Below are 19723 nucleotides of genomic sequence, written 5' to 3' on the forward strand. Positions count from 1 at the left end.
CTAGTCCCGCCGCGCGTCGCCCAGCACCATGTAGCCGACCCAGCTCGTCACGCCCGTGACGATGGCGGCCAGTATGCCGGCCACCAGGCCGTCCACGTGGAAGCCCGACAGAAGCCAGGCCACGAGGCCGATCATCGCGGCGTTCACCACCAGCAGGAACAGGCCCAGGGTCAGGATGGTGATCGGCAGGGTCAGCACGAAGACCACCGGCCGGACGAAGGCGTTGACGATCCCCAGCAGTACGGCCGCGAGGACCAGGGTGCCGGTGTCGTCCACCCTCACCCCAGGCACGAACCTGGACGCGAGCCACAGCCCGAGCGCCGCGAAGATGGCGCGCACGATGAACTTGGCCAGCATGAGACCCCTCCCGTTGCACTCGCACTAGAGCCGCGTTTCGCCCCGGTCGCAACCTGGGCCCGAATGCGAAGCCGCCCTTGCAACCGCGGTGGACGCCATTCGGCGAGCTGTTGTAGATGAGCGCGCCGACTCGCCACGGCCAAGCTTGCGGCGGGGGGCTCAAGAAAAAAGGGGGGCTGCGCGTGGGAAAACCGCAGTGGAAGGCGCTCGACGAGCGGCTGGATATCGTGGCGCGCACGTCGTGGGAGGTGCTGGCCGTCCGGGTGGCGGCGGCGGTCGCGGCGACCCTCCTGTCCATCGAACCCTTCGGTCTCGCCTGGAGCCTCGGCTGGCTCGCCTGTTTCGCGCTCACGGAGGCCGGCGCCCGCCTCGCCTCCCGAAGGGCCGCGCGGGGCGGCCGCCTGCCGTCTTCCGCCCGCCTCGGCTACGTCGTCTGGATGGGGCTGGCTGGCCTGGTCTGGTGTTCGCTCGCGGTCCGCGGCTGGGTCTCCGGCGAGGAGGCCCTGCGCCTGGCCGCGGTGGCCATCCTTGTCACCGTGCTGGTCCACGCCCAGGGCTTCTCCTCACACACCCCCGCCGCCCTGGCGGTCATGGGCGTTCCGGCCGCCCTCCTCTGGATGCTCCTGCCGACCGTGTTCGGCGGCTATGCGCTCGACCACCTGCTGATCGTCGGCTTCGGCTTCGCCATGGCCCTCGCCTATGTGGCCGCCGCCGCCCGCGCCACCGCCCAGAACGCCGCCGCCCTGGCCGACGCGGAGCGCCGCGCCGTCGACGCCAACGAGGCCAAGTCCGCCTTCCTCAGCATGGTCACCCACGAACTGCGCACCCCGATGAACGGCGTGCTGGGCATGGCCCGGGCGCTTCAGCAGACCGAACTCAACGCCCGTCAGCGGGACTATGTGGAGACCATCGTCCGGTCCGGCGACGACCTGCTCGCCATCCTCAACGACGTGCTCGACCACTCCAAGATCGAGGCAGGGCGCCTCGATCTGGAGGTCGCCCCGTTCAACCTCAAGGCGGTCAGCCAGCAGTCCCTGCAGCTCTGGACCGAGGCCGCCGCCGCCAAGGATCTGGAGCTGGTCTGCGACATCGACCCCGCGCTCCCCCACCACGTCCAGGGCGACGAGACCCGGGTCCGCCAGATCATCCTCAACCTCTTGTCCAACGCCCTGAAGTTCACCGAGCACGGGCGTGTCAGCCTGACCGTGCGCCCGGCGCCCGCCGCCGACGGCGAGGGCGCGGTGGAGATCCTGGTCGCCGACACCGGGCCGGGCATGACCGCCGAGCAGGTCTCGCGCCTGTTCCGCCCCTACAGCCAGGCCGACGCATCCACGGCGCGAAAGTTCGGCGGCACGGGCCTGGGCCTCTCCATCTGCCGGCGGCTGAGCTCCATGATGGGCGGCGACATCGGCGTGGAAAGCGAGCCGGGCCGCGGCTCGACCTTCCGCGTCTGGCTGCCGCTGCCGGCGGCGGAGAGCCGGCCAGTGGACACCCAGGAAGCGGCCTCCACCGAGTTGCCGCCGCTGCGCGTACTGGTCACGGACGACAACCCGATCAACCTGGCCGTCGCCCGAGCCCTGCTGGAATCCGCCGGCGCCTCCGTGGAAACCGCCGTCCACGGCGCCGACGCCCTGGAGCGCCTGCAGGTCGAGCTCTTCGATCTGGTCCTGATGGACGTCCGCATGCCGGTGATGGACGGGATCGAGGCGGTGCGGCGAATCCGTGAAGGGGCCGCGGGACCGGCAGGAATCCCGATCATCGCGCTCACCGCAGACGACTCCCCCGGCGAAGAGGAACGGCTGAAGTCGCTCGGCTTCGACGCGCTCCAGGGCAAGCCGATCCAGCCCGCCCACCTGTTCGCCGCCATCGAGCGGACCCTGGAGGCCCGGCGGGTCGCCCTCGACGTCGCCTGAGGGGGCGATTACGGCGATCACTCTTCGCCGAACAACGATCTGTTTACCATAACGGGTCATTCTGCCGCAGGGACGCGCGCCGATTGTGCGGCGCTGAAAATCCGTCAAAGCGTGGAAAGGGTGCCGGCGTGGGCGACAGGCGCTGGAGGCTGCTGGACAATCGGCTGGACGTGGTGGCGCGCACCTCGTGGGAAATCCTCACGGTGCGCCTGCTGATCGGGGCCGGCGCCGCGGCGCTCGCGGCCCAGGCCTTCGGTCCGCTTTTCGGCGCCGTCTGGTTCGCAGCCTTCGCCGTCACCGAGGGCGCCACGCGGTTCGTCTCCCGCGCGGGCCTGAGCGGCGGGAGCCTCACCCCGGTCCAGCGTGCGGCCTATCTCGGCGGGATGTTCCTGGCGGGGCTCGTCTGGTGCTGGCTCGCCGTCCGCTGCTGGACCGCCGGCGACGAGGCCCTGCGGCTGACGGCCGTGGCGATCCTGGTGACCCTGATGATCCACGCGGCGGGCTTCTCGTTCCGCACGCCTGTCACCCTCGCCCTGCTAGGCGGCCCCGCCCTGGCGCTCTGGATCCTGCTGCCGGCGGTGTTCGGCGGCTATTCCGGCCGCGACGCCCTGATGCTCGGCTTCGGCTTCACCATGACCGTGGTCTACATGGCCGCCACGGCGCGTCTCAACGGCCGCACGGCCGAAGCCCTGGCCGACGCCGAGCGCCGTGCCGTCGAGGCCAGCGAGGCCAAGTCCGCCTTCCTCGGCATGGTCACCCACGAGATCCGCACCCCGATGAACGGCGTGCTCGGCGTGGCCCGGGCGCTCCAGCAGACCCGGCTCGACGCCCGCCAGCAGGATTATGTGGAAACCATCCTCCGGTCCGGCGATGGGCTCCTGACGATCCTTAACGACGTACTCGACCACTCCAAGATCGAGGCCGGGCGCCTCGACCTGGAGGTCGCCCCGTTCAACCTGCGGGTCGTGGGCCAGCAGTCCATCCGCCTCTGGACGGAGGCGGCCGCCGCCAAGGACCTGCAGCTCGACTGCGAGGTCGATCCCGACCTGCCCGCCCACGTGCTGGGCGACGAGGCCCGGGTGCGCCAGATCATCCTCAACCTCCTGTCCAACGCCCTGAAGTTCACCGAGCAGGGGCGCGTGGTCCTGGCGCTTCGCAGGGCCCCCGGCGCCGACGGCGAGGGCGGGGTGGAGATCGTGGTCCGCGACACGGGCCCGGGCATGACCGCCGAGCAGGTCTCGCGCCTGTTCCGGCCGTTCAGCCAGGCCGAGGTTTCCACGGCGCGGAAGTACGGCGGCACGGGCCTCGGCCTCTCCATCTGCCGCAAGCTGGCGTCCATGATGGGCGGCGACATCGACGTGGAGAGCGAGCCCGGCCGGGGCGCCGCCTTCCGCGTCTGGCTGCCGCTGCCGGCGGTCGAGGGCGGCCCCGTCGAGGTCCGCGAGACGGCCCCCCTGGAGCTGCCCCCGCTGCGCGTGCTGGTCACCGACGACAACCCGATCAACCTGGCCGTAGCCCGGGCCCTGCTGGAATCCGCCGGGGCGTCCGTGGACACCGCCGTGCACGGGGCCGACGCCCTCGAGCGCCTGCAGGTCGAGCTCTTCGACATCGTGCTGATGGATGTCCGGATGCCGGTGATGGACGGGATCGAGGCCGTGCGGCGGATCCGCGACGGCGCCGCGGGTCCCGCCGCCATCCCGGTGATCGCGCTGACCGCCGACGCCTCCCCGGGCGAGGAGGAGCGGCTGAAGGCGCTCGGCTTCGACGCGCTGCAGGGCAAGCCGATCCAGCCGGCCCAGCTGTTCGCCGCCATCGAGCGCGCGCTGGAGACCAAGCAGGCCGCGCGCGACGTCGCCTAGGCCTGCACCGATTCCAGGGCCGGAATGGTCTGCGAGAGCCGCCCCCCGATGCGGATCGGCTCGATCCGCCGCGCCAGGCCCGTGCGGTCGTCCGTCTCCACATAGACGCCGCACACCGTCGCCGGCCCCTCCGCGGGCTTGTAGCGGCCGCCGGAGATCCGCGTCGTGAACCGCCGCAGCGGCTCTTCCTTCTGGTTGCCGATCACGCTGTCGTAGTCGGCGCAGGCTCCGGCGTCGGTCTGGTAGGCCGTGCCCCCGGGCAGGACCTGGGCGTCGGCCGTGGGCACGTGGCTGTGGGTGCCCACCACCAGGCTCGCGCGCCCGTCGCAGAAGTGGCCCATGGCCATCTTCTCCGACGTCGCCTCGGCGTGGATGTCCACCACCACGGCGTCGGCGGCCATGCCGAGCGGGCAGGCCTCCAGCTCGGCGTCCACCGCGGCGAAGGGGTCGTCGAGGGCGTCCATGAACACCCGGCCCAGCAGGTTCACCACCAGGATCCGCTTGCCCGAATGGGTCTCGAAGAGCTGCGCCCCGCGGCCGGGGGCATCGGCGAGCTTCGGATAGTTCAGCGGCCGGATCAGGCGCGGTTCGCGGACGATGTAGGTCAGCGCCTCCTTCTGGTCCCACGAGTGGTTGCCGAGCGTCAGCGCGTCGGCGCCGGCGTCGAACAGTTCGCGGGCGGTGGACTCGGTGATGCCGAAGCCGGCGGCGGCGTTCTCGCCGTTGACGATCACGAACTCGAGGTCCAGGCGGCGGCGAAGCCCGGGAAGGTGCTCCGCGAGGCCCTCGCGGCCCGAGCGGCCCACCACGTCTCCAAAGAAGGCGAATTTCATGCAGCGTCCTTAGCCGACCTCGATGTAGTCCGTCTCGGTCAGGATCGCATCGAGCCGCTCGTCGTGGGGTTCGGCGGGCAGTTCCTCCACCTCCTGGCCCGAATAGGCGAGGCCAAGCACGAAAACGGGTTGGACGGCCCGAAGGTTCGCCAACGTCCGGTCGTAGTGGCCGGCCCCCTGCCCCAGACGGTGTCCGCGGCGGTCGAAGGCGAGCAGCGGCGCGATGACCAGGTCTGGAAGGACGGGCGCCGCGCCCGGTGGCGGGGCCGGGATGCCGAAGGCGTCCGGCTCGAGCGGCCTCTCGTCGTCCCAGGCGCGGAAGGCCAGCGGCGCGTCCCGGCTCTCGGCCACCGGCAGGGCGGCCGCCGCGCCGGTCTCGGACAGGCGGCGCATCAGGGGACGTGGGTCCATCTCCGAGCCCGTGGGCTGGTAGCCTGCGAAGGTGCGGAAGGCGGGCAGCCGGTCGAGCGGCAGCCGCAGGGCGGCGCGGGCGGCCGCGTCCGGCGTCCCGGCGGCCAGCCCGCGGCGGACCTGGCGCAGCAGGACCCGGAGCGTCGTCTTGTCGAGGGTCTTCACGCCCCGCTCATAGCAGGGAATGGGTGGCGGCGCCGCGAGAGCCGTGAAGGACTGTTTCATTCCCTCGACCTGGATAGACCAGGTGGGCGCCGTGTGCCCAAGACCACGGTCCGGGGCAGGGACAGCTCCCTATGAGTGAATTAAGGTCGCTGGAATATGTCGCCTTCGACGCGAGCCGCAGCAGACCCGCCGGCGTCTAAGGTAGTGCGCCCGGGCCCCGGTCTCAAGCGAGGCCTCAGGCCGCGACGTCGTCCACGGCCAGTTTCTCGATCCGCTTGGCGGCGTTCTCCAGCGCGGCGACCGCCCGGGTCTCCATCCGTGCGCGGTCCGACTGCAGCCGGGCGAGCTCGGCCTGCAGGCTGGCCAGCCGGTTGCGCGCGTCGGCCAGCTCGTCGGCCAGCAGCAGGGCGCCCATCAGGAACAGGCGGGTGTCGCCCAGCTGGCCCATGTCGGCGCTGACGTGCCGCACCTGCCGGTCGAACAGCCTGGCCAGCTCCATCAGGTGCTGCTCCTGGCCGTCCTCGCAGCCGACGGCGTAGGGCCGGCCGTTCACCTCGATCTGGATCTGGGCCATGGCTTCAGTGCTCCTGGGCGGCGCCGTTCAGGGCGGCGCGGATCTCGAGGATGGCGCGCCCCAGCGCCGCGGAGGCCTCGGCGCCGGCCGCCTCCAGTTCCTTCTCGCGGGCCCGGGCGTGGTCGAGCTCGGCAGCGAGCCGGGCGCGGTCCTGGTCGAACAGGCCGCCAGTGTCGGCGTCCTTCAGACGCTCGGCCAGGCGCTGCTCCAGCATGGCGACCGCCCGCTCCAGGCGCTTGGCCGCAAGTTCGAGCGCGCTTTCGCCCGCGTTCATGCCGTCCTCCCGAAAAGGTATGGCGACCTAATCTATAGACCTGTGTCGGGTTCCTTGTGAATCTACGGGTTTAGCTCGGGAAGCTCGCACAGGCTGTTTTCTTTCCGCTTCGCCCCGCGACGGCCCCGCGGCCCCGCTCGCCTTGACCCTCGCGCCAGCGCATGCCACCCCCCGCGCCATTCCCTCCGCCCAGGATTTCCGGACCTCGATGCCAGCGCCCCTGAAGATCATGGCCGACGCCATCCGCGTGCTCTCGATGGACGCCGTCGAGCAGGCCAACTCCGGCCACCCCGGCATGCCGATGGGCATGGCCGACGTGGCCACGGTGCTCTGGACGAAATTCCTGAAGTACGACTCCGCCCGGCCGGACTGGGCCGACCGCGACCGATTCGTGCTCTCCGCCGGCCACGGTTCGATGCTGCTCTATTCGCTCCTGCACCTGACGGGCGTGAAGGCGGTCACCCTCGACCAGATCAGGAACTTCCGGCAGCTCGGCTCCAATACCGCCGGCCACCCGGAGTGGGGTCATACGCCGGGCGTCGAGACCACCACCGGGCCGCTGGGCCAGGGGCTGGCCACCGCCGTCGGCATGGCCATGGCCGAGCGCAAGCTCGCCGCCCGCTTCGGCGAGGACCTCGTCGACCACCGGACCTGGGTCGTGGCCGGTGACGGCTGCCTGATGGAGGGCGTCAGCCACGAGGCGATCAGCCTGGCCGGACGGCTGAGGCTCGCCAAGCTCACGGTTCTCTGGGACGACAACGACATCACCATCGACGGCCACGTGGGCCTGTCGGACGCCACCGACCAGCTCGCCCGCTTCAAGGCCGCCGGCTGGGGGGTGAAGCGGATCGACGGCCACGACGAGGGCCAGATCCGCCGGGCGCTCGCCTGGGCGACCAAGCAGGACAAGCCCAGCCTGATCGCCTGCAAGACGATCATCGGCAAGGGCTCGCCGACCTTCGCGGGCACCCACGACGTGCACGGCAAGGCCCTGGGCAAGGACGAGGTGGTGAAGACCCGCGAGAACCTCGGCTGGCCGCACGAGCCCTTCGTGGTGCCCGACGAGGTCTACAAGCCCTGGCGCGCCGCCGGCCGCCGCGGCCGCAAGCTCCTGAAGGCCTGGGAGCAGCGCCTGGCCGCCTCCCCGCAGCGGGCCGAGTTCGAGCGGGCGATCTCCGGTGAGCTGCCGGCCCACGCCTTCGAGCGCCTGGACGCCCTGATGGCCGAGGCCGCGACCTCCAAACCCGCGGCCGCCACGCGCCAGCATTCCGGCGCCGTGCTGGAGAAGATCTTCGGCGAGATCCCCGAGCTGGTGGGCGGTTCCGCCGACCTGACCGGCTCGAACAACACCTTCGTCAAGAACACCCCGGTGTTCGACGCCCCGGACTACGCTGGCCGCTACGTGAACTACGGCGTTCGCGAGTTCGGCATGGCCGCGGCGATGAACGGCCTCGCCCTGCACGGCGGTGTGATCCCCTACGGCGGGACGTTCCTCGTCTTCACCGACTACAGCCGTCCGGCGATCCGCCTGGCCGCCCTGATGGGCGTCCGCGTTATCCACGTGGGCACCCATGACTCCATCGGCCTCGGCGAGGACGGCCCCACCCACCAGCCGGTGGAGCACCTGGCCGCCCTGCGGGCCATGCCGAACCTCAACGTCTTCCGCCCGGCCGACCTGATCGAGACCGCCGAGTGCTGGAAGCTGGCGCTGGACGCGAAGCGCACGCCGACGGTGATGGCGCTCTCCCGCCAGAAGACCGCCGCCGTGCGCGGCCAGGCCGGCGAGAACCTCTCCGCCCGCGGCGCCTACCAGCTCGCCGCCGCCGGCCACCCGGCCCAGGTGACCATCTTCGCCTCCGGCACCGAGGTCCCCGTGGCGCTCGCCGCCCGCGACCTGCTGGAGGCCGAGGGCGTGGGCGCCCGCGTGGTCTCCGTCCCCTGCTTCGAGCTCTTCGACGCCCAGCCGCGCGACTACCAGGAGGCCCTGATCGGCGAGACGCCGGTGCGCGTGGCCGTGGAGGCCGGCGTGCGCATGGGCTGGGACCGCTTCATCGGCTCGGACGGCGTCTTCGTCGGCATGACCGGCTTCGGCGCCAGCGCCCCCGACAAGGCCCTTTACAGGCACTTCGGCATCACCGCCGAGGCCGTGGCCGAAGCCGCCAAGGCGAAGCTGGACTGATGCGCCTCGGCACGCCGCTCTCGCCCACCGCCGTGCGGGTGATGCTGCTGGGCTCGGGCGAGCTCGGCAAGGAGGTGGCCATCGAGCTGCAGCGGCTGGGCTGCGAGGTGATCGCCGTCGACCGCTATCCCGACGCACCGGCCCAGCAGGTGGCGCACCGGTCCCACGTGATCGCCATGACCGACGGGGCGGCGCTGCGGGCGCTCGTCGAGGCCGAGCGGCCGCACCTGATCGTGCCGGAGATCGAGGCCATCGCCACCGACGAGCTGGTGAAGATCGAGGCCGAGGGCCTGGCGACCGTCATCCCCACCGCCCGCGCCGCCCAGCTCACCATGAACCGCGAGGGCATCCGCCGGCTCGCCGCCGAGGAGCTCGGCCTGCCCACCAGCGCCTACGCCTTCGCCTCCACGGAGGAGGAGCTCGCCAAGGCCGCGGCCGAGGTGACCGGCTTCCCCTGCTTCGTGAAGCCGGTGATGAGCAGTTCCGGCAAAGGCCAGTCCTACGTCGAGCATCCCGACCAGATCGCCCAGGCCTGGCGCTACGCGCTCGAGGGCGGCCGGGTCGAGCAGCCCCGCGTGATCGTCGAGGGCCGCGTGGACTTCGACTTCGAGATCACCCAGCTCACCGTGCGCAGCCTGGTCCACGGCGAGGTGGTGACCAGCTTCTGCGACCCCATCGGCCACCGGCAGGTGAAGGGCGACTATGTGGAGAGCTGGCAGCCGCAAGGGATGAGCCCGCCGGCGCTGAAGAAGGCCCGCGAGATCGCCCGCGGGGTGACCGAGGCCCTGGGCGGCCTGGGCATCTTCGGGGTCGAGCTGTTCGTGAAGGGCAACGACGTCTGGTTCTCGGAGGTCAGTCCCCGCCCGCACGACACCGGCCTCGTCACCCTCGTCAGCCAGCAGATGAGCGAGTTCAAGCTGCACGCCCGCGCCATCCTCGGCCTGCCGGTGGACACCCGGCTGAAGGAGCCAGGCGCCAGCGCGGTGATCTACGGCGGCATGGAAGCGAAGGGCGTCGCCTTCGAGGGCGTCGCCGAGGCGCTCGCCGTCCCGGGCGCGGACCTGCGCCTGTTCGGCAAGCCCGAGAGCTTCGAGCGCCGCCGCATGGGCGTCGCCGTCGCCCGCGGCGGCAACGTCGACGAGGCCCGCGAACGGGCCCGGCAGGCCGCCGGCAAGGTCAAGCCGGTCCGGGGCTGACCCCACACAACCTGTACGTCCTTCGCCGCCTGAGGCACCATCAGCAGGTGCGCAGCTGCGCGCGTGAAACCGATGGGGGGACGTGATGAAGAAGCTTGCCCTGGTCACCGCCTGCGCCGTGCTGGCGCTCGCGGCCGCGCCCGTCGCGGCCCAGCCCCAGGACGGCGGCGCGCCGCTGATCGCCCGCGCCAAGCTGTTCGGCAATCCCCAGAAGGCCGCCGGCCGGTTGAGCCCGGACGGCAAGTGGCTCTCGTGGACCGCGCCGCGCGACGGCGTGATGAACGTCTGGGTGGCCCCGGTCTCCGACCCGGCCCGGGCGAAGCCGATGACCGCGGAGAAGAAGCGGCCCGTCGCGGGCTATTTCTGGGCGCCGGATTCGGCCTCCATCCTGTTCGTCACAGACACCGGGGGCGACGAGAACTACAAGGTCTACGGCGTCGACGTGCAGACTGGCGTGCAGACGGCGCTGACCCCGTTCGACAAGACCCGGGCGACGATCGTCTCGGTGAGCCGCGACGTGAAGGACCGCATCCTCGTCGGCCTGAACAACCGCGACCCGCGCTGGCACGACGTCCACAGCCTCGACCTGAAGACCGGCAAGCTGACGCTCGTCTTCCAGAACCCGGGCTTCGGCGGCTTCGTCGCCGACGAGAAGCTGAACGTCCGCCTGGCCCTCAAGCCGCGCCCCGATGGCGGCCAGGAGGTCTACGCCATCGACGGCCAGACGGTGTCGGAGAAGCCGATCCAGGTGATCGAGCCCGCGGACGCCCTGACCACGGCCCCCGCCGGCTTCACCCGCGACGGCGCGACCCTCTACTGGATCGACAGCCGCGGCCGGAACACCGCCGCCCTGGTGGCGCAGGACCTGAAGACCGGACGGACCACGGTGATCGGCGAGGATCCCCGCGCCGACGTCAGCGGCGGCCTTGCCGATCCGGAGACCGGCAAGGTCCAGGCCTACGGGGTGAACTACCTGAAGAACGAATGGCGGCCGATCGATCCGGCGATCGAGCCCGACCTCGACTTCCTGAAGAGCCGGCTGAAGGGCCAGTTCTCCGTCACCTCGCGGACCGACGACGACAGCCTCTGGACGGTCGGCGAGGACCGGGTGACCGAGCCTACCGCCATGTGGCTCTACGATCGCAAGGCCAGGTCGCTGACCAAGCTCTACACCACCCGCCCGGAACTGGAGGGCGCGCCGCTGCAGCCGATGCATCCGGTGGAGATCAAGACCCGCGACGGCTTCACCCAGGTCTCCTACCTCACCCTGCCGCCGGGTTCGGACGCCGACGGCGACGGCCGGCCCGAGACGGCCGTCCCGATGGTGCTGGTGGTGCACGGCGGGCCCTGGGCCCGCGACTCCTTTGGCTACAACAGCCTGCACCAGTGGCTCGCCAACCGCGGCTATGCGGTGCTGTCGCCCAACTTCCGGGCCTCCACTGGCTTCGGCAAGGCGTGGATCAACGCCGGCGACCGCGAATGGGGCGGCAAGATGCACGACGACCTGCTGGACGCCGTCGACTGGGCGGTGAAGGCGGGCGTCGCCAGCAAGGACAAGGTGGCCATCCTCGGCGGCTCCTACGGCGGCTACGCCACCCTCGTGGGCCTGGCCTTCACGCCCGAGACCTTCGCCTGCGGGGTCGACATCGTCGGCCCCTCCAACCTGGCGACCCTGCTGTCGACCATCCCGCCCTACTGGGAGGCCGGCCGGGCGCAGTTCCACCGGGCCATCGGCAACCCGGGCACGCCCGAGGGCCAGGCCCTGCTGAAGGCGCGCTCGCCCCTGTTCAAGGCCGACCAGATCAGGCGGCCGCTGCTGATCGGCCAGGGGGCCAACGACCCGCGGGTGAAGCAGGCCGAGAGCGACCAGATCGTCGAGGCCATGAAGGCCAGGGGCACGCCGGTGACCTATGTCCTGTTCCCCGACGAGGGCCACGGCTTCGCCCGGCCGGAGAACAGCCTCGCCTTCTTCGCCACCAGCGAGCACTTCCTGGAACGGTGCCTGGGGGGCCGCGCGGAGCCGTTCGGCGAGGCGCTGAAGGGCTCGTCGCTCAAGGCCGTGCATGGGGCGGAGTTCTCGCCGGGCCTGAAGGCGGCGCTCGACGGCCAGCCGGGCGCCGGGCAGTGAGGCCGGTCCGCGGCTGATTTTCCAGGGCACGATCTGCGGTTTCGTGGATTGAGGCCCTGTTCGCAGAATGACAGCGGTGTCGGTCGCAAGGCGGCGCCAGAGTTGACCCTGCGAGGGGTTGACTTGGCTGTCAGCGACCGAAAGAACGCCCCGCAATCACGTCCCTAGGCCGCCCAGGAGGTCCCACCCATGCCCGTTCGCGTCGCCATCAACGGTTTCGGTCGCATTGGCCGCCTGGTCCTGCGCTCGATCGTCGAACATGGCCGCAAGGACATTGAGGTGGTGGCGATCAACGACCTGGGCCCGGTCGAGACCAACGCCCACCTGCTCCGCTATGACAGCGTGCACGGCCGCTTCCCGGCCGCGGTGAAGGTGGCCGGCGACACGATCGAGGTGGCCGGCTACGCCCCGATCAAGGTCACCGCGATCCGCAACCCCGCGGAACTGCCGCACAAGGATCTGGGCGTCGACATCGCGCTGGAGTGCACCGGCCTGTTCACCGCCCGCGACAAGGCCGCCGCCCACCTGGAGGCCGGCGCCAAGCGGGTGATCATCTCCGCGCCCGGAGATGGCGTGGACAAGACCATCGTCTACGGCGTGAACCACGAGACCCTGTCGGCCGAAGACACCATCATCTCCAACGCCTCGTGCACCACGAACTGCCTGGCGCCGGTGGCCAAGGTCCTGCAGGATCTCTGCGGGATCGAGCGTGGCTACATGACCACGATCCATTCCTACACGGGCGACCAGCCGACGCTGGACACCATGCACAAGGACCTCTACCGCGCCCGCGCCGCGGCCATGTCCATGATCCCGACCTCCACCGGCGCGGCCAAGGCGCTGGGCCTGGTGATCCCGGCGCTGACCGGCAAGCTGGACGGCTCCTCGATCCGCGTGCCGACCCCCAACGTCTCGGTGGTCGACCTGAAGTTCGTGCCGGGCCGCTCGGTGACCAAGGACGAGATCAACGCCGCCCTCGAGGCCGCCGCCAACGGCGCGCTGAAGGGCGTCCTGGCCGTCACCAACGAGCCGCTGGTCTCCATGGACTTCAACCACAACCCCGCCTCGTCCACCGTGGCGCTGCCGCAGACCCAGGTGATCGAGGGCCAGCTCGCCCGCGTGCTCTCCTGGTACGACAACGAGTGGGGCTTCTCGACCCGGATGAGCGACACCGCCGTCCACATGGCGAAGTACCTCTAAGACCGCGACGATGGCCTTCCGCACCCTCGACGACGCCGAACTCCAGGGCCGGCGCGCCCTGGTGCGCGTGGACTTCAACGTGCCCATGGCCGACGGCCGGGTGACCGACGACACCCGGCTGCGCGCGGCGCTGCCGACCATCGAGAAGCTCCGCAAGGGCGGCGCCAGGGTGGTCCTGCTGGCCCACTTCGACCGGCCGAAGGGCAAGCGCGTCCCGGAGATGAGCCTGAGGCCGGTGGTCGAGCCGCTGTCGAAGCTGCTCGGCGCGCCGGTGGCCTTCGCCGACGACTGTTCCGGCGAGGGGGCGAAGGCCGCGGTCGAGGCGCTGCCGCCCGGCGGCGTGCTGCTGCTGGAGAACGTCCGCTACGAGGCGGGCGAGGAGAAGAACGATCCGGCGTTCGCGCAGGCGCTGGCCGCCAACGGCGACCTCTACGTCAACGACGCCTTCTCCGCCGCCCACCGGGCGCACGCCTCCACCGAGGGCCTGGCGCGGCTCCTGCCGGCCTACGCGGGCGAGCAGATGCGGCGCGAGCTGGACGCCCTCGACATGGCGCTCGGCAAGCCGGAACGGCCGGTGATGGGCATCGTCGGGGGCGCAAAGGTCTCCACCAAGCTCGACCTGCTGAACAACCTGGTCGGCCGGCTGCAGTACCTCGCCATCGGCGGCGGCATGGCCAACACCTTCCAGTATGCGCAAGGGTTCGACGTCGGCGGCTCTCTCTGTGAAAAGGACATGGCCGACACCGCCCGCGAGATCCTGGAGAAGGCGCAGGCCGCCGGCTGCCGGATCATCCTGCCGGTCGACGTGGTCGTCGCCGAGGACCTGAAGCCCGGCGTCGCGAGCGAGGTCGTGAAGCTCTCCAAGGACGCGCCGCTCGGCGAGGCCCGCAAGATCTTCGACGCCGGCCCGGAGACCGTCACCGAGATCCTCGCGGCCATGCGCCAGTCGAAGACGCTGATCTGGAACGGTCCGCTCGGCGTGTTCGAGGTGCAACCCTTTGACAAGGCGACCGTTCAAGCTGCGCAGGAGGCCGCACGGCTCGCCGGGTCCGGCAAGCTCGTGGCGGTGGCGGGCGGGGGTGATACGGTCGCCGCCCTCAACGCGGCCGGCGTCGTGGACGATTTCACCTTCGTCTCAACGGCGGGCGGTGCGTTCTTGGAATGGATGGAAGGCAAGGAGCTGCCCGGAGTGGCGGCCCTGTCCCGATAACGAGTGGGGAAGTGATGAATCTCGCGGCTCTGAACGAAATCGCCGAGAAGATGGTGACGCCCGGCAAGGGCATCCTGGCGGCGGACGAAAGCACCGGCACGATCCAGAAGCGCTTCGACGCCATCGGCGTCGAGAACAACGAGCAGAACCGCCGCGACTATCGCGAGCTGCTGTTCCGCTCGACCGAGACCATGCGCGACCACATCTCGGGCGTGATCCTGTTCGAGGAGACCCTCTACCAGAACGCCGCCGACGGCACGCCGCTGGTGGACCTGATCACCCAGGCCGGCTCGGTCCCGGGCATCAAGGTCGACAAGGGGGCCAAGCCGCTCCCCGGCTTCCCGGGCGAGACCATCACCGAGGGCCTCGACGGCCTCGGCGACCGCCTGAAGAAGGACTATGAGCGCGGCGCCCGCTTCGCCAAGTGGCGCGCGGTGATCGACATCGCCGACGGCATCCCGACCTGGGGCGCGGTGAAGGCCAACGCCCACGCCCTGGCCCGCTACGCGGCCATCTGTCAGGCCAACCAGATCGTGCCGATCGTCGAGCCCGAGATCCTGATGGACGGCGCCCACGACATCGACCGCTGCGACGAGGTCACCCGCTGGGTGCTCTCCACCGTGTTCCAGGAGCTGTTCGAGCAGCGCGTGGCCCTGGAAGGCATGGTGCTGAAGCCGAACATGGTGGTCTGCGGCAAGAAGTGCACGAAGCGCGCCTCGGTGGACGAGGTGGCGCACCGCACGATCGCGGCCCTGAAGGCCACCGTGCCGTCGGCGGTGCCGGGCATCGCCTACCTGTCGGGCGGCCAGAGCGACGAGGAGGCTACGGCCCACCTCGACGCCATGAACAAGATCGGCGGCTTCCCCTGGAAGATGACCTTCTCCTACGGCCGGGCCCTGCAGGCCGCGCCGCAGAAGGCCTGGTCCGGCAAGTCCGAGAACGTCGCGGCCGCCCAGCGGGCCTTCGCCCACCGGGCGAAGATGAACGGCCTGGCCAGCGTCGGCCAGTGGGAAGGCGCGCTCGAAAAGGCCGCCTGAGCCGGCTCCCTCTCCCGCTCCGGCGGGAGAGGACCCTCACCGTAGGAACCGCGACGGCCCCGCAACGGTTGGCCGTCCATGCGCAAACACGCCGTCGTCCTGGGTCTGGCCTTCCTGGGGCTCGCCGCCTTCGCGGTGTTCGCCGGCTGGGCGTTCTTCGCCGCGTCGGAGATCGGCGGCGGCTGGGCGGAGCTGGGGCCCATCTGGCCCTATGTGGTTGGCGGCGTGGCCGTGGTGGCGGCTCTGGCCGGCTTCCTGATGTGGCTGGCCTTCTATTCCGCCAACCACGGCTACGACGACCGAATGGACGAGGACCGCTGGTAGGGCCTCAGTGCACGGTCGCGCGGTTGGCCGCCGGTTCGATCCGGCGCGCGCGCAGGGCATAGGCGCCGGCCGCGCCCAGCGAGGCCACCGTGGACGCCACCTGGCCGCCCAGCCGGCGCGGCCCGAACGCCATCCACACCGTGTTCAGCGCCTGGGCCATGGCCCACAGGGTCAGCGCCTGGGTCCGGGCGGGCCCGCGCGGCGAGCTCCAGATCCTGAGGCCCGACAGCGTCAGCGCCAGGAACAGCGGCGGCCACAGCACGCTGAACACCGTGCGCTGTGGCGCAGGCGCCGCAGGCTCCGGCGGGTTGGGGTCCTCGTAATCGGAATAGACTTCCGGATAGTCCTCGGCCGGCGAGAAGGCCCTGGCCAGCACCGCCGAGACCGCCACCGCGCCGGCTGTGAGCGCCAGGCCGGTCAGCACGTCCTGCGCCAGCGGACGCCCCCTCGCGGGCGCGTGGGCGTTCTCATGCATGCGGGCCTCCCTGACGTCCTCGCGACCTAATCCACGGGCGCCGGCTCGGTTCCGGTCAGCTGTCCGGGAGCTCGCCCATGGCGCTCTGCAGGTAGTTCTGCTCACCCAGGCTCTTCAAGAGGCCGAGCTGCGTCTCGAGGAAATCGATGTGGTCCTCGGTGTCCACCAGGATCTCGGTGAGGATCTCGCGGCTCACATAGTCCTGGGCCAGCTCGCACTGCTTCACCCCGTCGACGAGCACGGAGCGGCCGCCCACCTCGACCTCCAGGTCGGACGCCAGGCATTCGCCAACCGTCTCGCCGATCTTCAGCTTGTGCAGGTCCTGCAGGTTCGGCAGCCCGTCCAGGAACAGGATGCGCTTGATGAGCAGGTCGGCGTGCTTCATCTCGCCGATCGACTCGTCGTAGGTGATCTTGCCGAGACGTTTGAGGCCCCAGTTCTCGTACATCCGCGCGTGCAGGAAGTACTGGTTGACCGCGGTCAGCTCGTTGGTGAGCACCTGGTTCAGGAGCCGGATGATCGCCTTGTCGCCCTGCACGGTAAGCCTCCGCTGAAATCGTGAAGGGGCGGACCCTCGTCCGCGCTTCCCGCGAAGTCAAAACCTATGTTTGCGAGTGATTGTCGCTCGCCGGAACGCAGGTCCCGCGCGCCTACTCCGCCGCGTAGCGGAGCATCTCGCGCTCGGTCTCGAGCATCTCGCGCATGTCGCAGACGCAGCGGGCGCACTGGGGACGGCTGTCGCACGCCTTGAAGATCTCGGCCGGCCGGGATGCGCCGGCGGCGATCGCCGCGCGGACTTCTCGCTCACGGATGCCGTTGCAGTTGCAGACGTACATGGACCGCCCGTTTCTCGACTGGTTCGTTGACTTAACCCGAATGAGAACGCGTTTGCAAGTCATTCGCAATTACGTAGATCCCCGGATGCGGCGCCCTGTCGCAACCCTCCTTCCGGGCTTCCGTGCATTGATGCCATGGGAGACGCGTAGCCGGCCTGCCCGGTGCGACGTTCGAGGCCAGGCATGGAATTCGACGCACTGCTTCTGTCGAGGCTGCAGTTCGCCTTCACGATCGCGTTCCACATTATCTTCCCGAGCTTCACGATCGGGCTGGCCAGCTATCTCGCGGTGCTGGAAGGTCTGTGGCTGACGACGAAGAACGAGGTCTTCAAGACCCTCTACCTCTTCTGGATCAAGATCTTCGCCCTCTCCTTCGGCATGGGCGTCGTGTCCGGCGTGGTGATGAGCTACCAGCTCGGCACGAACTGGAGCGTCTTCTCCGCGGTCGCCTCGCCGGTGATCGGGCCGCTGCTGGCCTTCGAGGTGCTCACCGCCTTCTTCCTTGAGGCCAGCTTCCTGGGGGTGATGCTGTTCGGCTGGAAGAAGGTCGGCCCGGGCCTCCACTTCGCCGCCACCAGCCTGGTCGCCTTCGGCACCATCGTCTCGGCCTTCTGGATCATCTCGGCCAACAGCTGGATGCAGTACCCGCAAGGGTTCGAGCGCCTGGCCGACGGCACGCTCAGGGCCACGGACTACTGGCAGGTGGTGTTCACCGACACCTTCCCCGAGCGGCTGGCGCACATGCTGCTGGCCGCCTTCCTGACCACCGCCCTCGTGGTGGGCGGCGCCTCGGCCTGGCGGCTCCTGAAGAACCGCGAGGACAAGGAGTCCTGCATCGCCCTGAAGATGGCCATCGGCATGTTCGCCATCGTCGCCCCGCTGCAGCTCCTGGTGGGCGACCTGTCCGGCAAGGAGGTGCTTGAGGTGCAGCCCGCCAAGCTCGCCGCCATCGAGGCCTTCTGGGAGACCCGCACCGAACAGCCCTTCCACATCGCCGCCTGGCCCGACCGGGCGGCGGAGAAGAACCACTGGGAAATCTCGATCCCGAAGATCGGCAGCTGGATAACCGCCGGCCGTTCCGACGCTGAGATCAGGGGGCTCAAGTCCTTCGCGCCGGAGGACCGCCCGCCCGTCGCCATCGTCTTCTGGTCGTTCCGGGTGATGGTGGGGTTGGGCGTGGCCATGATCCTGCTCGGGCTGTGGGGCGCCTGGCTGATCTGGCGCGGGGGCGGGCCTGAGAAGCACCCGCTGTTCCTGAAGGCCGCGGTGGCCATGTCGCCCACCGGCTTCGTCGCCGTGATCGCCGGCTGGATCGTCGCCGAGGTGGGCCGCCAGCCCTGGGTGGTGACCGGCGTGCTCAGGACCCGCGACGCCGTCTCCCCGGTGGGCGCGGGCGAGGTCTCGGCCTCGCTGCTCGCCTTCATGGTGGTCTATGCCATCGTCTTCACCGTGGGCGCGCTCTACATCCTGCGGCTGATCGCCGAGGGCCCGAAGCCTGCGCCGGCCGAGGACACCGAGCCGCCGCTGAAGCCCCGGCCCCCGGGCTACGCCCTGGGCGCGGCCCCGGACGCCCCGGACCGGGAGGCCCGCCAATGAACCTCGACCTGCCGCTGATCTGGGCCGGCATCATCGCCGTGGCGGTGCTGATGTACGTCCTGCTGGACGGCTTCGACCTCGGCGTCGGCATCCTCTTCCCGTTCGCGGGCTCCCCGCAGGAGCGCGACGTGATGATGGACTCGGTGGCGCCCGTCTGGGACGGCAACGAGACCTGGCTGGTGCTGGGCGGCGGCGGCCTGTTCGCCGCCTTCCCCTACGCCTACGCGGCCCTGATGCCGGCGCTCTACGTCCCGATCCTCATGATGCTGATGGCGCTGATCCTGCGCGGCGTCGCCTTCGAATTCCGCCTCCGCGGCCGCCGGCGGGGCAAGGCGTTCTGGACCGTCGCCTTCGCCGTGGGCTCCATCACCGCCACCGTCGCGCAGGGCTTCGTGCTGGGCGGCTTCATCCAGGGGATCACCCTCGATGAGGCCGGGCGGTTCGCCGGGGGTCGGTTCGACTGGCTGACCCCCTACACCGTCCTCGTCGCCGTGGGGCTCGTGGCCGGCTACGCCCTGCTGGGGGCGACCTGGCTGATCTGGAAGACCGAGGACGAGCTGCACGGCCGCGCCCGCCTGTGGACCTGGGCCGCGGGCGCCACGACCGCCGCCATGCTGGCCGCCGTCAGCGTCGCCACCCTCTTCGTCCACCCGCGGATCGCCCTGCGCTGGGGGTTCGACGGCGGCGCGCTGGACATCGGCCGGCTGCTCCCGCTGTCCGCCATTCCGCTGCTGGGCGCCGTCGGCCTGGCCGTACTGGCGGTGGGGCTCGTGCGCCGCTCCCACGGCTGGCCCTTCCTTGGCGCCTTTGTGGTCTTCCTGTCGGGCTACCTCGGCCTCGCCGTGAGCTTCTTCCCCAACATCGTCCCCTACGACATGAGCTTCCGCGAAGCGGCCTCGGCCGACAACGCGCTCGGCTTCATGCTGGTGGGCGTTCTGATCCTGCTGCCGGCCATCCTCGGCTATACGGCCTGGGTCTACTGGGTGTTCCGCGGCAAGGTCTCGGCCGATGTCGGATATCATTGAACCGCCGCCCGAGCCTGGCGCGCCGCTCCCGCCGCTCTGGAAACGCCTCGCCTGGTTCTTCGGCCTGGCGGTCGCGGCGTCGCTCGCCACCGTCCTGGTCGCCTACGGCTTGAGGGCGCTGCTGAAATAGG

20 protein-coding genes are annotated in these 19723 nt (G+C 70.5%); 12 read left to right on the forward strand and 8 right to left on the reverse strand.

Features of this window, described 5'->3' with window-relative positions; genetic code table 11:
* Positions 1 to 354: a phage holin family protein gene (locus V7Z97_RS04640; RefSeq protein WP_334161797.1), complete on the reverse strand. Its 354-nt coding sequence runs from the start codon at positions 352 to 354 to the stop codon at positions 1 to 3.
* Between the two features lie 185 nt (positions 355 to 539).
* On the opposite strand from V7Z97_RS04640, the gene V7Z97_RS04645 reads away from it, so the two are divergent.
* Positions 540 to 2270: an ATP-binding protein gene (locus V7Z97_RS04645; RefSeq protein WP_334161746.1), complete on the forward strand. Its 1731-nt coding sequence runs from the start codon at positions 540 to 542 to the stop codon at positions 2268 to 2270.
* A 128-nt stretch (positions 2271 to 2398) separates the two neighbouring features.
* Positions 2399 to 4129, forward strand: a complete 1731-nt coding sequence (locus V7Z97_RS04650; protein WP_334161747.1) for an ATP-binding protein — start codon at positions 2399 to 2401, stop codon at positions 4127 to 4129.
* Here V7Z97_RS04650 and V7Z97_RS04655 read toward each other — a convergent pair.
* From V7Z97_RS04655 to V7Z97_RS04670, 4 genes are all read right to left on the reverse strand, one after another.
* Positions 4126 to 4962 carry a TIGR00282 family metallophosphoesterase gene (locus V7Z97_RS04655; protein WP_334161749.1) on the reverse strand — a complete coding sequence of 279 codons (837 nt, stop codon included), beginning with the start codon at positions 4960 to 4962 and terminating at the stop codon, positions 4126 to 4128. The two genes, V7Z97_RS04650 and V7Z97_RS04655, sit on opposite strands and share 4 nt — an antisense overlap.
* Positions 4963 to 4971: 9 nt before the next feature.
* Positions 4972 to 5538: a 5-formyltetrahydrofolate cyclo-ligase gene (locus V7Z97_RS04660; RefSeq protein WP_334161750.1), complete on the reverse strand. Its 567-nt coding sequence runs from the start codon at positions 5536 to 5538 to the stop codon at positions 4972 to 4974.
* 235 nt (positions 5539 to 5773) lie between these two features.
* Positions 5774 to 6112, reverse strand: a complete 339-nt coding sequence (locus V7Z97_RS04665) for a cell division protein ZapA (protein WP_334161751.1) — start codon at positions 6110 to 6112, stop codon at positions 5774 to 5776.
* Between the two features lie 4 nt (positions 6113 to 6116).
* The gene (locus V7Z97_RS04670) at positions 6117 to 6386 is read right to left on the reverse strand and encodes a DUF4164 family protein (protein WP_334161752.1); all 270 of its coding nucleotides are present in this window, start codon (positions 6384 to 6386) and stop codon (positions 6117 to 6119) included.
* Positions 6387 to 6564: 178 nt separating this feature from the next.
* Between V7Z97_RS04670 and tkt the strand changes: the two genes are divergently transcribed.
* From tkt to V7Z97_RS04705, 7 genes are all read left to right on the forward strand, one after another.
* On the forward strand, positions 6565 to 8565 hold the full coding sequence (gene tkt / locus V7Z97_RS04675; protein ID WP_334161798.1) for a transketolase: 2001 nt from the start codon (positions 6565 to 6567) through the stop codon (positions 8563 to 8565).
* The gene (gene purT / locus V7Z97_RS04680) at positions 8565 to 9761 is read left to right on the forward strand and encodes a formate-dependent phosphoribosylglycinamide formyltransferase (protein ID WP_334161753.1); all 1197 of its coding nucleotides are present in this window, start codon (positions 8565 to 8567) and stop codon (positions 9759 to 9761) included. Before tkt ends, purT begins: the two co-directional genes overlap by 1 nt.
* Positions 9762 to 9846: 85 nt before the next feature.
* Complete coding sequence (locus tag V7Z97_RS04685; RefSeq protein WP_334161754.1) at positions 9847 to 11889, forward strand: alpha/beta hydrolase family protein; 2043 nt, start codon at positions 9847 to 9849, stop codon at positions 11887 to 11889.
* A 189-nt stretch (positions 11890 to 12078) separates the two neighbouring features.
* Entirely contained in the window at positions 12079 to 13089 is a 1011-nt protein-coding gene (gene gap, locus V7Z97_RS04690) for a type I glyceraldehyde-3-phosphate dehydrogenase (RefSeq protein WP_334161756.1), read from the forward strand.
* 10 nt (positions 13090 to 13099) lie between these two features.
* The gene (locus V7Z97_RS04695; protein WP_334161757.1) at positions 13100 to 14299 is read left to right on the forward strand and encodes a phosphoglycerate kinase; all 1200 of its coding nucleotides are present in this window, start codon (positions 13100 to 13102) and stop codon (positions 14297 to 14299) included.
* Between the two features lie 14 nt (positions 14300 to 14313).
* Positions 14314 to 15336 (forward strand): class I fructose-bisphosphate aldolase, encoded by a 1023-nt coding sequence (locus tag V7Z97_RS04700; RefSeq protein ID WP_334161758.1) that lies wholly within the window; start codon positions 14314 to 14316, stop codon positions 15334 to 15336.
* A gap of 78 nt (positions 15337 to 15414) precedes the next feature.
* Positions 15415 to 15660: a hypothetical protein gene (locus V7Z97_RS04705; RefSeq protein ID WP_334161759.1), complete on the forward strand. Its 246-nt coding sequence runs from the start codon at positions 15415 to 15417 to the stop codon at positions 15658 to 15660.
* A gap of 4 nt (positions 15661 to 15664) precedes the next feature.
* On the opposite strand, the gene V7Z97_RS04710 is transcribed toward V7Z97_RS04705, so the two are convergent.
* The 3 genes from V7Z97_RS04710 to V7Z97_RS04720 all read right to left on the reverse strand — a co-directional run bounded on the left by V7Z97_RS04710 (position 15665) and on the right by V7Z97_RS04720 (position 16971).
* A complete protein-coding gene (locus V7Z97_RS04710) occupies positions 15665 to 16135 on the reverse strand; it encodes a tryptophan-rich sensory protein (protein ID WP_334161761.1) in 471 nt (156 codons plus the stop codon).
* A gap of 55 nt (positions 16136 to 16190) precedes the next feature.
* Positions 16191 to 16673: a bacterioferritin gene (bfr, locus tag V7Z97_RS04715; RefSeq protein WP_334161762.1), complete on the reverse strand. Its 483-nt coding sequence runs from the start codon at positions 16671 to 16673 to the stop codon at positions 16191 to 16193.
* A 112-nt stretch (positions 16674 to 16785) separates the two neighbouring features.
* Complete coding sequence (locus V7Z97_RS04720) at positions 16786 to 16971, reverse strand: (2Fe-2S)-binding protein (protein WP_334161764.1); 186 nt, start codon at positions 16969 to 16971, stop codon at positions 16786 to 16788.
* Between the two features lie 183 nt (positions 16972 to 17154).
* Here V7Z97_RS04720 and V7Z97_RS04725 point away from each other — a divergent pair, with 183 nt between their 5' ends.
* Genes V7Z97_RS04725 through V7Z97_RS04735 form a run of 3 tightly spaced genes read left to right on the forward strand, consistent with a single transcriptional unit; the run spans position 17155 to position 19722 of the window.
* Positions 17155 to 18567, forward strand: coding sequence for a cytochrome ubiquinol oxidase subunit I (locus V7Z97_RS04725; protein ID WP_334161766.1), 1413 nt, complete (start codon positions 17155 to 17157; stop codon positions 18565 to 18567).
* Entirely contained in the window at positions 18564 to 19592 is a 1029-nt protein-coding gene (cydB, locus tag V7Z97_RS04730) for a cytochrome d ubiquinol oxidase subunit II (RefSeq protein ID WP_334161768.1), read from the forward strand. The genes V7Z97_RS04725 and cydB overlap by 4 nt, the downstream gene beginning before the upstream one ends.
* On the forward strand, positions 19576 to 19722 hold the full coding sequence (locus V7Z97_RS04735) for a DUF2474 domain-containing protein (RefSeq protein ID WP_334161770.1): 147 nt from the start codon (positions 19576 to 19578) through the stop codon (positions 19720 to 19722). Before cydB ends, V7Z97_RS04735 begins: the two co-directional genes overlap by 17 nt.
* Position 19723: the final 1 nt, after the last annotated feature.

The organism is Phenylobacterium sp. (genome assembly GCF_036821595.1).
Taxonomy (GTDB): domain Bacteria; phylum Pseudomonadota; class Alphaproteobacteria; order Caulobacterales; family Caulobacteraceae; genus Phenylobacterium.